Origin of the sequence: Plantactinospora mayteni, from assembly GCF_016862935.1 — a bacterium.
Lineage (GTDB): Bacteria > Actinomycetota > Actinomycetes > Mycobacteriales > Micromonosporaceae > Plantactinospora > Plantactinospora mayteni.
Map to the genome: position 1 here is coordinate 119812 of NZ_BONX01000009.1, position 13274 is coordinate 133085.

The 13274-nt window shown below is 69.1% G+C and carries 13 protein-coding genes; 6 read left to right on the forward strand and 7 right to left on the reverse strand.

The features are described from left to right. The first annotated feature begins 19 nt into the window (after positions 1–19). The gene (locus tag Pma05_RS08840) at positions 20–436 is read left to right on the forward strand and encodes a VOC family protein (protein WP_203856835.1); all 417 of its coding nucleotides are present in this window, start codon (positions 20–22) and stop codon (positions 434–436) included. Between the two features lie 147 nt (positions 437–583). After that, on the forward strand, positions 584–1546 hold the full coding sequence (locus Pma05_RS08845; protein WP_239311996.1) for a LysR family transcriptional regulator: 963 nt from the start codon (positions 584–586) through the stop codon (positions 1544–1546). Positions 1547–1643: 97 nt separating this feature from the next. Here Pma05_RS08845 and Pma05_RS08850 read toward each other — a convergent pair whose 3' ends face one another. The 4 genes from Pma05_RS08850 to Pma05_RS42415 all read right to left on the reverse strand — a co-directional run bounded on the left by Pma05_RS08850 (position 1644) and on the right by Pma05_RS42415 (position 4575). Then, positions 1644–2453 carry a hypothetical protein gene (locus Pma05_RS08850; RefSeq protein ID WP_203856836.1) on the reverse strand — a complete coding sequence of 270 codons (810 nt, stop codon included), beginning with the start codon at positions 2451–2453 and terminating at the stop codon, positions 1644–1646. Positions 2454–2603: 150 nt separating this feature from the next. After that, positions 2604–3830 (reverse strand): DEAD/DEAH box helicase family protein, encoded by a 1227-nt coding sequence (locus Pma05_RS08855; protein WP_203856837.1) that lies wholly within the window; start codon positions 3828–3830, stop codon positions 2604–2606. A 132-nt stretch (positions 3831–3962) separates the two neighbouring features. Then, positions 3963–4301, reverse strand: coding sequence for a hypothetical protein (locus Pma05_RS42410; protein ID WP_239311999.1), 339 nt, complete (start codon positions 4299–4301; stop codon positions 3963–3965). Next, the gene (locus Pma05_RS42415; protein ID WP_239312063.1) at positions 4294–4575 is read right to left on the reverse strand and encodes a class I SAM-dependent methyltransferase; all 282 of its coding nucleotides are present in this window, start codon (positions 4573–4575) and stop codon (positions 4294–4296) included. Before Pma05_RS42415 ends, Pma05_RS42410 begins: the two co-directional genes overlap by 8 nt. Between Pma05_RS42415 and Pma05_RS42420 the strand changes: the two genes are divergently transcribed. Next, complete coding sequence (locus tag Pma05_RS42420; RefSeq protein WP_239312074.1) at positions 4504–4890, forward strand: hypothetical protein; 387 nt, start codon at positions 4504–4506, stop codon at positions 4888–4890. The two genes, Pma05_RS42415 and Pma05_RS42420, sit on opposite strands and share 72 nt — an antisense overlap. Before the next feature lie 331 nt (positions 4891–5221). On the opposite strand, the gene Pma05_RS08865 is transcribed toward Pma05_RS42420, so the two are convergent. Continuing rightward, complete coding sequence (locus Pma05_RS08865) at positions 5222–5689, reverse strand: HNH endonuclease (RefSeq protein WP_203856838.1); 468 nt, start codon at positions 5687–5689, stop codon at positions 5222–5224. Positions 5690–5837: 148 nt separating this feature from the next. Between Pma05_RS08865 and Pma05_RS08870 the strand changes: the two genes are divergently transcribed. Further along, complete coding sequence (locus tag Pma05_RS08870; protein WP_203856839.1) at positions 5838–6833, forward strand: tyrosine-type recombinase/integrase; 996 nt, start codon at positions 5838–5840, stop codon at positions 6831–6833. A 191-nt stretch (positions 6834–7024) separates the two neighbouring features. Here Pma05_RS08870 and Pma05_RS08875 read toward each other — a convergent pair whose 3' ends face one another. Continuing rightward, a complete protein-coding gene (locus Pma05_RS08875; RefSeq protein ID WP_239312002.1) occupies positions 7025–7750 on the reverse strand; it encodes a recombinase family protein in 726 nt (241 codons plus the stop codon). A gap of 391 nt (positions 7751–8141) precedes the next feature. Here Pma05_RS08875 and Pma05_RS08880 point away from each other — a divergent pair, with 391 nt between their 5' ends. Both Pma05_RS08880 and Pma05_RS08885 read left to right on the forward strand, forming a co-directional pair. Further along, a complete protein-coding gene (locus Pma05_RS08880) occupies positions 8142–8687 on the forward strand; it encodes a TetR/AcrR family transcriptional regulator (protein ID WP_203856840.1) in 546 nt (181 codons plus the stop codon). Positions 8688–8773: 86 nt separating this feature from the next. Beyond that, positions 8774–10189 carry an MFS transporter gene (locus Pma05_RS08885; protein ID WP_203856841.1) on the forward strand — a complete coding sequence of 472 codons (1416 nt, stop codon included), beginning with the start codon at positions 8774–8776 and terminating at the stop codon, positions 10187–10189. Positions 10190–10238: 49 nt separating this feature from the next. Here the strand turns inward: Pma05_RS08885 and Pma05_RS08890 are convergent, their stop codons facing one another. Continuing rightward, positions 10239–13241 carry a Tn3 family transposase gene (locus tag Pma05_RS08890; protein ID WP_203856842.1) on the reverse strand — a complete coding sequence of 1001 codons (3003 nt, stop codon included), beginning with the start codon at positions 13239–13241 and terminating at the stop codon, positions 10239–10241. Between the last annotated feature and the right edge of the window lie 33 nt (positions 13242–13274).

The following is a 13274-nucleotide window of genomic DNA, read 5'->3' on the forward strand; positions in this document are numbered from 1 at the left end:
CCGGAAGGAAGGAACTGCCATGTTGCGTGGAGTCACCACCATCAGCCTCTTCGCCGACGACGTCACGGCGGCCCGGAACTGGTATGCGGAGCTGCTCGGCGTCGAGGCGTACTTCGTGCGCCCGATCGAGGGGCCACCGGCGTACGTCGAGTTCCGGATCGGCGACTACCAGCACGAACTCGGCATCATCGACAGCCGGTACGCCCCGCACGGCCGTCCCGACCAGGCCGGCGGCGCGGTCGTCTACTGGCACGTCGACGACCTCCAGGGCAGCTTCGACCGGCTGCTGTCGCTCGGCGCCACCGTGCACGAGAAGCCGAACGAGCGCGGCCCCGGCTTCGTCACCGCCTCCGTGGTCGACCCGTTCGGCAACATCCTCGGCGTCATGTACAACGAGCACTACCTGGGGGTGCTCCGGTCGCGGACGGGCCGCTGACGGCGTAGGCGCCATCAGGCCGTACGTCCTCCGCGTCGGACAACTCACCGTTGATCGCTGTGATCAACGCAAGGGTCGGGATGACGGACCAGACAACCGAACCGGCGGTGAGCCACAACTGATCGTTGTGTACGTAGGATCTGGTCCGTGGACTTCGACGCTGTCCGTACCTTCGTCGCCGTTGCGGACGCCGGCCAGTTCCAGGACGCCGCGGCCGTGTTGTCGATCACCCAGCAGGCCGTGTCCAAGCGCATCGCCGGGCTGGAGAAGGATCTGGAGGTACGGCTGTTCACCCGCACGGCTCGCGGCGCCCAACTCACGGTCGACGGCCAGGTCTTCCTGCCCCACGCCCGGGAACTGCTCCGGGTGCAGGCGCGCGCCGACGCTTCCGTGCGCCCCGGTCGGCGCGCGCTCCGCGTCGACGTCCACAGTCGACGGATCGCGTCGGCGGTGCTGCTCCAGGACTTCCACCGTACGCATCCGCGGATCGAGCTGGATGTCGTGACCCTCGACGCCGATGTCCATGCCGCGACCGCCGCCGTCGAGGCGGGGACGATCGATGCCACCTTCCACGCCGTCACCGTCCCCGCGCGCCAGTTGTCAGGGGCGATCAGGACCGCCCGGGTGATCGACGAGCATCACGAGGTCCTCGTCGGGCCACGCCATGCGCTCGCCAACGCCCGCGCCGTCACGCCCGCACAACTCGCCGAACACCGCATCTGGATGCCCGGCATGGCCGCCGGTACCGAATGGGCCGACTACTACGACGAACTCGCCGCCGCGTTCGGCCTCACCATCGACAGGGTCGGGCCGGTCTTCGGAAACGAGGCACTGCTGGCCGAGATCGCCGACTCCGCGGAACTGGCGACGCTGGCCGGTGAACGCACCCGATACCTGTGGCCGGACAGCTACGACCTACGGCGCATTCCGGTACGCGACCCGGCACCGGTCTACCCCCTGTCACTGATCTGGCGCGACGACAACCCGCATCCCGCGCTCAGCAAACTGCGCGGCTACCTCGACTCCAGACGAGCGGAGGCACCCGTCACCGAGGTCTGGACACCGACCTGGGAGTCGCGATCGGCCTCAGCGGCACGAGCCAGACATTGACGAGGTCGTCCCGGAATTCCTCGTTTCCGGGCCCCCTCACCGGACGCCGAGATCATCCTTGGTACGACGTTCCCGAACGTCAGTTCCTCAGGTGCCGTCAATCGTCTCCGGGCGGCGTGAGATCCCATCCCCAGAGCACACCCTGCCCTCGCTCGACGGCGATAGCGGCGACGGCGCGGACGGTGGCGCGTAGGCGTGGATGGCTCTGGCCGTCCGCGCACGTCCCGATCCCGCTCGCCCGAGCGGCCCGGATCGCGGCGAAACTGGCGTCGATCGGCGGCAGCGCGACCTGGTCCAGTTCGTCAGCGAGAAACCAGGTCTCGACCGGGTCGAGCCAGCCCCGTACCCCGATGACAGCGTCCTCGTCGCCGAGGCTCCAGGCGCGGCCACGCTCCGCCAGCCACTCCAGACAGGCCCGAACATCGGGGTGGAACATCACCGGTTCGTCGAGGCAGAAGGCGAGTTCCGGGGCGTCCACGGCGTTGCCCACGAAGACACCGGCACCGAGGCACGTCGTCTCCACCGCCAGCCGGAAAAGGTGCCGCAACTCCTGCCACTCCCGCTCGTGCTCGACCGCCTCCTGCTCAACCGCTTCGGGGTCGCCCGGACCATCACCCGGGCCGCCGGTACGCGCCGCCGGTCGACGCCTTCGAGGGCGCGTGGGCGGCGCGATCAGCCCGGACGGTGTGGTGCCGGCGAGATCGGGGCTCGCGATCAGATCCGCTGTCACCTCACGAAGATGTGACGTGAAGCGGGGTACGGGCGTTGGCGGGTGGTGCCTGCTCTGCCACGCCGCCTCGAGCCACGGCTCGACCTGGCCGGTGGCGTGTAGCCGCCGAACGGCGGAAACGACCCGCTCCCGATAGAGCCGATGGTCGAACAGGTAGATCCCGGCATCTACGATCATCGACCAGCTCTCGTCTCGTCAGGTACGCGGTCGTGGCCGGTGGCGATACCACCGGACGATCTTCGCATTGTCGACGGAGTAGCGCGGTTTGCCGCAGGAACGCGGGAGGGACCCTGTGGCAGCGGCGAACCGGCGGGGGCGGCACCGGGATCACCGAGCGCGGCCGGTCGGCGCCAGCGGGAATCGGCCGGGTCCGTCCAGCCAGCCGAGCTGCCGAACTACGCCCCGGGCGATGTCGGGCACCGGTCGGCCGTCCGCGTCGACGCGCAGGTCGCCGAGCGCCGCGCTCTCCAGGGCCTCGGCGACGGCCGTCGCCTCGTCGGCGACGTCGCGCAGCCGCGTCGCCGGCTGTCCCTTCAGCTCGTCGCCCGCGATCAGGGGACCCTGACCCCGACCCCGGAGCATGACCCGCTCGGTCAGCGAGTCGCGGCCGGCGTGCAGCCGGCACAGTGTGATCCGCACCGACGGCAGCGCTTCCCGGTACGTCCGCACGGCCTCGGCACTCTCGACCGGACCCACCACGATCAGGCGCTCCAGACCGGTGGCCCGGTAGGTCTGCCAGACTGTGGCGAGGTTGCTCGCCCGGAGTCGATGGTCGATCGGAGCCCGGGTACCGGCCGGGCAGAAGAACCCGATCTGGTCGAGGTCCACGAACCCGCACCAGACCCCGGCGTTGCTGACGGTGGTGAAGATCTCCCAGCCCACCGCGGACTTGCCGACCGCGGTCGCACCGCACAGCCACAGCATCTCGCCGGTACCGGCGGGATAGCTGGGGTAGCGTCCCGACGTTCCGTCCGGGGCCACCGACGGTGTCGTGCGCGGACCCGCCGGTGCCGGCCAGCCGCTGGTCTCGCTCAGCACCAGTTCGAGGACCTCGGCGACGCTCCGGCCCGTCGTGTCGACGCAGGGGCCGGCCGGATGGTTGCGGTCCAGCGCCTCCGCGTACTCCAGCACCTGGTCGGCGGCCTCGTCGCCGGCCCGGCCACGCCCGGCCAGCCGCTGCCGCAACTCGTACGGCTCGGCACGCAGCCGGCATGTTGTCAGCGCCGCGTTCGGCAGCAGGTCGACCTCGATCCCGCGGACGGCGTCGACGACCCCCGAGACGACGAGGCAGCGGGCGCCAGCGGCCCGGACGTTCGCCGCCACCAGGTCGAGGTTGCGGGTCTGCCGGCGGTGGCGACCCGGGTCGGAGGCCGGCTCCGGCGCCGATTCGTGCACAGTGGGCGCGGCGAAGCACATGCCCAACTGGTCGAGGTCGACGTAGCCGGTGGGGATCCGGCGGGACAGCTCGGTGAACAGCTTCCAGGCGACCGTGGTCTTCCCGACGGCGGGCGGGCCGTAGAGCCACAGCACCGGCAGCGGGGCCGCGACGCTCATCGGCGGGCTCGTCGACGTGCCCGCAACGGAGACACCATGGCCCGGGTCATGGGCTCGAGTATCGTGACGGCTCGCGGCCCGGTCCATCGATTACCCGGCCGTGACGGCCCGGGGCAGGGCCGGCGGTGGCGCTCACGCACCTCCTGGCGCGGTCGTCGCCGGGCTGTCGGGCGGGATGCGGTAGACGGAGACGTGGGACCGGGACTCGGCGGTGAATTCGGAACCGGTCCAGTCCGCGTGTCTGGTCTCCAACGCGAAGCCGGCGAGCTGGGCCATGAGATCCAGTTCGGCCGGCCAGATGTAGCGGTGCGGGCTGCGGTACAGGCGTGCGTGCCGGCTGTCGTCGAACCGGAAGTGGTGCGACACCACCTGCTGGCGCAGCGGGTCGTAGGTGTCCAGTCCGATGTAGCCGGTCTCCGCCCCGAAGACGACGGCCTGCTGCCCGGGTGGAAGTTTGCGCAGCTCAGGCACCCATAGCTCGATGACGAACCGACCACCGGGCAGTAGGTGACGGGCGGCGTTGCGGAAGCACTCGACCTGCTCGGTCTGGGTGAGCAGGTTGGAGATCGTGTTGTAGACGAGGTAGACGAGGGTGTACCTCCCCGCGGCGGTGGCGGTGGCCCATGTCTCCGATGACAACCGGGACCGTCGCCTCGTCGGCCTTGGTGCGCAGTTGGTCGACCATCGGACGGGACAGTTCGATGCCGGTGACCGGTACGCCGCGTTCGGCGAGCGGAACGGCCACCCGTCCGGTCCCGATGGCGAACTCCAGCGCCGGCCCACCGGCGGCGAGTGTGGCGAGGCGGTCGACGGCTGGCCCGAGGACCTCGGGCGCGAACATTCCGCTGCCCGGGGTGTCGTAACGCTGGGCGCTGTCGGCGTCCCAGATCTCCTCCTGTCGCATGCCGCCAACGATCGTGGACCGTCGACCGCGCTGTCCATCGAATTCGCCAAGGAGCTGGCCGGGGTCGAGTACGTACCGCCGGATCTCGACGATTCGGGCGCCGCCCCGGCCACGGACCTGCACCTGGACGGGGGTCCTCGGCGGGGCAGCCGCTGAGTGGGTTATCAAATTGTCGTTACTGGTAATCCGATAATTGGGTGCCGGAGAGGCTGCGGAAGCGATGCGATGAACGTGCATCATAATGACAGTTCTTTGCCGTAAGGGGCTAGGCTGGTGTAAGCCAGTCCTCGCTGCGACCGTCCCGAAGCCCGGCTCGACGGCGCGTACCCGATGTCGATCGACAGCGGTCCGTCAGCGGTTCAACCTTGGGGGCGCGGGCCTGCCGTGCGACGTCAGCGACGTCGGCGGCTCTCTTCCCGCCGAACGTTCTGGTGTCGTTCAACACGAGCGCCCGGAGACGCCGAAGCTCCGGATCCTGCGGCCGGCGTCAGTCCGTTGCGCGGCCGTAGCTGGCGCGGCCCTCGGCAACCTGGCGTGCTTGCCGTTCGCGCCACCGCTTCTGCGCGTCGCCGTTGCAGCGTCGGCAGACCTTGCGATAGCGGCCGGTGTGGATATCGATCTCACGGTCGTGTCCATTGCGGCACCGAGGTTGCTGCTTGCGTCTACGACAGTTCTCGGCATGACTGACCTGACGCAGGTGGGTCGGCTCGATACAGTCCGGCACACCGCAAAGGTGGTCGACTTCCAACTCAGGATCGTAGTCGCCGACAAAGACGACGTATGCGGCGATGTGGGCCCATGCCCGGCCCGCGAGCTTCTGGTACTCGCCGCGCTGGCTACCGTAGCCGCGTACGACGAGGCAGCCGTCTTCCACACGCGCCGAGCGGTCCAACAGGTACGCCCGGAGCGTTTCCTCGGTGAAATGGCGGGACAAGCCTTTGATCTGGGAGAGCACGTCGGGAGGATAGCGAGCGCCTCCGATATTCCCTGTGGTCGGCGGCACTACCCCGCCATCCTGACCCGACCGGCGGGTCACCGGACGATGGCGTTCCGCCGGGCGCGCCTCGGCACGAATCCGCAGATCAGCTGAGAGTCTTTCTCACATGCTCTCTCCCGAAGTCGTGCCCCGCAGGTCGAGCAGCCCCGCGCTGCCAGCCGCTGGCCCCGCCGACTTCACCGAAGCCTGGCTGTACAACCGCCGGCTGTCCGAGCACACCCGCGACGCGTACCGGCGGGACGTCGCCGGGTGGCTGAGGTGGTGCGAGAGCCGAGACCTCGATCCGCTGCGGGCCACGTTCCTCGACGTCAACGCGTACGCCCGTCAACTGGAGGCGACGCTGGGGCTCCGCAGTGGCCGCCCGCTCGCCCCGAGCACCGTCGCCCGCCGCCTCTCCGCCTTGTCCAGCTGGTACGAGTTTCTGGTCAAGCTGCACGCCGTCGAAGCCAATCCGGTGGCCGCCGCCGACCGCCCGCGGGTCGACCGGGACCACTCCGCCACCGTCGGGTTGACCCCCGACGAGGTCGATGCGCTGCTGGCCGCGGCCGAGGCCGACACTGGACCGACCGCCATCCGGAACCGGGTCACCATCACCCTGCTGGCCGATCTGGGGCTGCGGGTCGGTGAGTTGATCTCGCTGGATCTGACCGACCTCGGTACCGAGCGTGGGCATCGCAGCATCCGCTTCGTCGGCAAGGGGGGCAAGGTCCGTCGCCGCGCCCTCAGCCCCGGCACCGCGTACGCGGTGGACGCCTATCTGGCCGCCCGGGCCGCCGCCCAGGGGCTGAGCGTGCCGGAGCTGACCGGTCCACTGCTGGTCACCGCGACCGGTGCGAGGCTGGATCGGAACACGGTGTTCCGGCTGGTCCGCCGGCTCGCCCAGGCAGCAGGCATTCACGCCTGGGCGAGGCTGTCGCCGCACTCGCTGCGGCACGCGTTCGCCACCACCGCCCGCGCCGAAGGGGTGTCCCTGGAAGACGTGCAGGATGCGATGGGACACGCGGACCCGCGCACGACCCGCCGCTACGACCGAGACCGGCACAACCTCGACCGCGATCCTGCGTATGTCATCTGGGCGGCCCGGGCCCGCCGGCGCGGCTGACGGAACGGGATCGGCGAGCCGAACGTCTCTTGAGACGCCGGTTCTTCCCACGTTGTCTGGTCACCCCGCCCTGTGGTGCTGCCAGACAACCGCGTGGGGGTTTCGGTTTGGCGGCTGTGAAGGGCACTCGGGGTGCTGGTAAGAAACGTGTCACCGGCCGCAAACGGCGTTGATCTCGCGGTGGGGTGGCCTCACTTGCCGTGCGTGGACAGCAGTCCGTCGTGCGGCTCGCCGGAGGGCGCCGGCCGACGGTCGGCGGGCAGCCGGGCGATCTGGGCGTCCGGCCGGGTCTGGGCGAGTTGGGGTGGGACGAGTTCGGGCAGGGCTTTGTAGAGGGTGCTGCGGGAGATGCCGAGCAGTTTGGCGATGGAGGACATCGACCGGTCGGGCTCGGCGAGGAGTTGGAGCGCGTAGGCGACCTTCTCGGGGGTCATCACCGGTGGGCGGCCTAGGCGTTGTCCTCGGGCGCGGGCGGCGGCTAGGCCCTCGTTGGTGTTGGCCACGATGATGGTGCGGATGAACTCGGCCAGGGCGGCGAAGACGTGGAATACGAACATGCCGCCGGCGGTGGTGGTGTCCAGCTTCTCGTGCAGGGACTGGAATCCGACGCCGGTGCGCTTGAGCTGGCCGACGATGGTGATGAGGTCTTCCAGGGAGCGGCCGAGTCGGTCGAGGGACACGACGGTGAGCGCGTCGCCGGGGCGCAGGTACTCGAACGCGTCGTGCAGGCCGGGCCGGTCGGCGTTCTTCCCGCTGGCCTTGTCGAAGAAGCACTTGGCGCAGCCGGCCACGGTGAGCGCGGCCTGCTGCCGGGCGAGGTTCTGCTCCCGGGTCGAGACCCGGCCGTAGCCGACGAGCACACCGGCAAGCGGGGTCGGCGCGAGCAGGTCGCCCTGGACGGGCGTGGGGGTGGCCACTCGGTCAGGCTGCCCGACAAACGCCTCGCCGCGTTGTTGGACACGCCGGTTTTTCGGACGGGTTTTTCGTACGGGGCTGCCCGCCTGCGCTACTCGTTTTTGATCTTGTCCGGGAATCGGCCGATTCCCGGACAAGATCAGGAAGCTGGGTGTTCACCGAGGGGATGATCAGTTGGCGTCGCTCGGCCTGGCGCACACGGAGGCCCATGCTGGCCGACGCAGTGCCATTGAGTCGACGTGCCGGTTTGCTGCCTGAGAGCGGCAGCCCGTCCTGCTTGCAGCCGGAGTGCCGAGGATGTTCCCCGGGCGGGTGGCGAGCGACGGAGACCCCCAATCAGATCGTGCGCGGCCTGACTTGACACCGCCATTATGCGAGTGATTAATTACTTCCATGATGAGCAAGCCGCGGCAACGCTCGACCGCCGACGAGCGCCGGCAGACTGTGCTGAGCACCGCGATCCGTGCTTTCGCGGCTAAGGGCTACTACGGCACCACGACCGTCGAGGTGGCCAAGGCCGCGGGGATCTCGCAGGGTTACCTGTACCGCCTGTTTCCCGACAAGGAGTCGCTGTTCATTGCGGTGATCGAGCACTGCTCGCAACGCCTGCGCGAGAACATCGCCAAGGCCATGGCGAGCGTGACGAGCACCGAGCCATCAGTCGTACTCTCCCAGCTGTCCGCCTCCTACCTCGCCCTCATCGCCGACCGCGACCTGCTGATGCTGCTCATGCATGGCAACTGTGCGGCTGGCGAGCCGGCCATCGGCGAGGCCGTACGGCAGTGTTACGCCCAGCAGGTCGAGTACGTCAGGGCCGCGTCGGGCGCCTCGGACGAGGAACTGCGCCGCTACTTCGCCGAGTCGCTGCTGGCCAACGTCGTGATGGCCGTCGGCGCCGAGTCCGTCGATGCTCCTTGGGCCCGCACCCTGCGCGCCTGATCCGCTTTCCTCTCCGGCCGCTTCGGCGGCCTCTCTTTTGACTACAGATGTAAGCGGTCAACCGCTTACTTAGAAGGGAATGTCTCGTGCCCAAGACCGTTCGCCGGACCGGCCCGCTCCTGGCCCTCCTGGCCTTCGCCCAGTTCATCAGCGCCATCGACTACAACATCGTCTACGTGGCCTTACCCGAGATCGGTCGAGAGGTCGGATTCTCCGCGCAGAGCCTGCAGTGGGTGGTCAGCGCCTATGCCGTGACCTTCGGCGGGTTCCTGCTTCTCGGTGGCCGAGCCGCCGACCTACTGGGCCGACGCCGCATGTTCGCCCTGGCCCTGGCCCTGTACGGCGCCTCCTCCCTCGCTGGCGCACTGGCGAGCGCGCCCGGCCTGCTCGTGGCAGCGCGCGCCGTACAGGGCCTTGGCGGAGCGCTGTTGCTGCCCGCCACCCTGTCCCTGATCAACACAACGTTCGCTGAGGGCGCTGCCCGCAACAGGGCCATGGCCGTCTGGGGCGGGGCGGGCGCGGTGGGCCTGGCTCTCGGTTCCCTGCTCGGCGGTGTGCTGACCAGCGCGTTCGGCTGGGAGGCGGTGTTCTATGTGAACGTGCCGCTGGCCCTGGGCGCGGCCGCCGCCGCCTTCGGCGTGATCGCCGCCGACGCTCCCCGCACGGCAGGCCGCGGCTTCGACCTACTGGGCGCGCTCACCGCAACCATCGGTTTCACCACGCTGGTCTTCGGCATCGTCCAGGGTCCGGAACTCGGCTGGACCAGCCCGGCGACCCTGGCCGGCCTCCTCGGCGGTATCGCACTCGTCGGACTGTTTCTGCTTGTCGAGAGCAGGACAGCGCACCCGCTCATGCCGCTACACCTGCTCCACAACCGCAGCCTCGTCACCGCCATGGGGATCACGTTCATGTTCATGGCCACCTTCGGCTCCCAGTACTACTTCTTCACCATCTACCTGCAAAACGTTCACGGCTTCAACGCGCTGCAGACCGGGCTGGCCTTCCTGCCCTCCGCCCTGATCGGAATGATCGGCACCAAGACCAGCGAGAAGCTTCTCGGCAGGCTCGGCATGCGGCCCACCCTCCTCATCGGTCTGCTACTCGGCGCGGCCGGAATGACGCTACTGGCAGCCGCCATGTCACCGACCAGCGGCTACCCGGCGCTGCTGCCCGGGCTGGCCCTGCTCAGCCTCGGTCAGGGCATCGCGTGGACCGCGATGTTCGTCGCGGCGGGCACCGGCGTTGACGCCGCTCAGCAGGGCATCGCCTCAGCGATGGCCTCAACGACGCAGCAAATCGGCGCCGCTGTCGGCCTGGCCGTCCTGGTCGCCGTCGCCAGCCTCGGCGAAAGAGAGACGACCGGCGCCGCACTGGTCCCCGGTCTGCGTGTCGCCGTATGGGTCGCAGCCGCCCTCACACTCGTCGGTGCCGGCATCGCTCTCACACTCCGTTCCCAGGGCGGGGCCACCATCGATGAGCGTCCGCTCGTCACCACCGGGTAGCCGAAGAATCAAATCACCGCATCATCTGGCTTGACCGGCTCGATGCGGGTCAAGGCTGCGGCCCGGTATCAAGTTCCCTGATCCGGGACACCGTGTTCGGAGCACCGAGTGCCAGTCGGCTGTTCATGTCGAGCTTGACCTCGCCGTACGGGGCCACGTGGGTCCAGAACAGCGGGGTCAAGCCGCGCCGGTCGGCGTCGGTCAGCCGCGTCGCCCAGTCCTTGTCGGCGAGGACGTCCTGCACCATCAACGTGTTGACGTAGACCAGCGCCGCCTGCAGCACGCGCAGGCAGAGCACGGAGAGTTCCTGCTCGTCGCGGCGGTTCGTGGCGATGTCGCCACCCTTGCCGTAGAAGATCACGCTGTTCGCCCGGTTCCACGACTCGACGACATTGAGGCCCTCGTTGATCTCGCGTTGCAGGTAACGGTTACGCAGGTAGCGGGCGACGAAGATGGTGCGCTGGGCTCGGCCGACCTCAATCATCGCCTGGTAGGTGGGGTGGATCGCGTTGGTCCGGGTGAATCGGCGCAGGATCGCCTCGGTGCTCGCGGTACCGGCCCGGATCGCGGTCGCGTACTTGATCATCTGGTCGTACTGTTCGGCGATGATGTCCCACCGGATCGGCCGCGACAGCGCCGGCATGAGCCTCGGGTACGCGTCGGGTTCGCCGGCGGCCGGGCGGTAGAGCCGGACCTTGTTGATCCGCTTGATGCGCGGTAGCAGATCGAAGCCGAGCAGGCGGGTGATGCCGAAGCCGACCTCGGACTGGCCGTGGGAGTCGACGTAGTTGCCCTCGACCTCCATGGTCGTGCCGTGCCGCATCGCGCCCTCGACCATCGCGGCGACCTCCGAGGCGGTGCACGAGATGAGCTGGGAGTGGATGGCCATGCTCTTGCGTTCGACGTGCCAGTAGATGAGCACGCCGCGGCCTCCGTAGCGGGAGTGCCACTCGGTGAAGATGTTCTGGTCGAACGCGCCGAAGTGCGTCGAGTCGCTGGCCACGGCGGTGGAGCCGGCGCCCCAGACGGTCTGTGCCCGGGCCGCGAAGGTGGCGTTGGCGATCTCGGTCGCGATCGTCCGGGCGACCTCGGCGGTCAGGTACCGGCGCCGCACGTAGCGGATGTCGTCCTCGCCGTGACCGTGCTGGGCGTTCCCGGCGATCGCCCGGATCCCGGTGTTGGTGCCGTACGCGTAGATCGCCAGCAACAACCGTTCCGCGAGCACCTCCGGCGCGAGGTCGCCGCGGCCGGCAGCGCCAGTCACCCCGTTCAGGCAGCCGGTGCGCAGCACCGCTTCCTTGAGCATGTCGATCAGCGGAACCGTGCCCCACCGGGTGCGGACCTCGTTCTTGAGCCGTCGCAGGTTCCGCGGCTCGGGCGCGGCGTCCAGGTCGGTCAGCTTGATCGCTCCGTTCTTGGCCCGGTCGGCGATCTCCAGCCAGGCCAGCTTCGGCAGGCCGGCGTCGAGCGCGGCCAGCTCGTCGCGCATCTCCTCGCGCAACTGGTCGATGAACGCGGTCGGGTCGAGCGGTTTGCGCAAGGCGGCGTAGTGGGCGTCGCGGTGGGCCTCGAAGTCGTGCGGAAGGTCCTGGTCGGGGTTGCGCCACTTGTCGGCGCCGACGACCCAGATCTCCTTGCAGCGCAGTTGCTCGCGCAACGCCTGGAAGGTGCAGATCTCGTACACGCTGCGGACCACCCGCCGGCCGGCCTTGCCGGCGTCCTTGAACACCAGGGTGGTCCAGTCGCCGAGCACACCCTTGTGGCTGGGTACGGTCTCGCCGGCCGGGTAGTAGGTGAGCCGGGCGTCGGCGTGCCGTTTGATCAAGTCCAGGGCGTCGAGAACCGGCCGGTGGGTGGCGTTGTTCGACCTGAACTCAAGCACGTCCAGCAGCTCGATCAGGCCGCGACGGTAGTGGTTGGAGTAGGACGCCTTCAGCGTGGTCTGCACAGTCCGCCGGTAGACCGGGCCCTTGGTCTTGAACTCGTGCACAAGCTCGCGCAGGGTCTGCTCGCCGCCGGACACGACCGGATAGACGACCTCGCGTACGGCGTCGTCGGGCCTCTCCAGCGCGGCCTCGGCGATCGCGAATAGTAGGTTCTCCTTGCCGGTGACCCGCTTGAACGCGTTGACCAGTTCCTCGGTGACCTTCCGGTCCGCGCGGGCGCCGATCCGGTGCACCGTGGAGATCAGCAGCTCGACCAGGGTGTCGGTGATCTCCCGCAGCCGGGTGTGTAGCAGGGCCGCGAGCAGGGTCAATGTCAGCGGCTCGGGGTGATCGCGCAGGTGCGACGGGGACTCCACCATCACGCGGGCCCGCCACCCGGCGAGCACCCGTGGGGCGACGTCGGCGAACAGGTCGCCCGGCAGGCCGATCGCCCGGGCCGCGCGCAGCTTGCGGATCTCGGTGAGCATCGACTCCAAGCTGACGTTGCCCGGCACCGACTTGATCAGCGCCAGCACCGAGTCCTCGCCGGTGTCGTCGTCCAGGACCTCGACCTCGACCGCGACCAGGGCGCGCAACCGATCGGCGACGTCGGCGGGAAGCCTGGCCGCGATCCGCGAAGTCACCGTCTGCTCGGCCTGGTGCAGCGCCGAGCGCACGATCCGATCGATCCGCCCAGCCGCAGGCGGCTCAATCCGCTCCGTCCGGCACCGTCCGAACAGCTCGTCGCGGACCAACTCCGGGCGACGCTCGGCCTCGCACACGTTCGAGGTAAGCCACTCAGTCAGCTTGTCCGCGTCAGCGACCGTGCACTCCCGGAAGCCCAGATGGGCCCGGATCTGCGCCCGGTGGTACTCGATCGTGCGGCCCGACCACTCGTACAGCCCGAGCACGCCCTGATCGACGCCAACCTGCCGAGCCACGAACTCGACCGCTTCGCCCGGCAGCTCGCTACGGCCGCGCGGAAACCGGCCGGCCCGGACGTAGAACTTCAACAGCAGCGCGAACCCGAGCCTCGTCGGCCCGCGCTTGCCCGCGATCAACTCTCGCTCGTCATCCAGCAACGTCCAATGCTCGATCAGCTCATCGAGATCCAGCGATCGCGCCATAACCAGACATCATGTCGTACCAGTCCCCAGGCT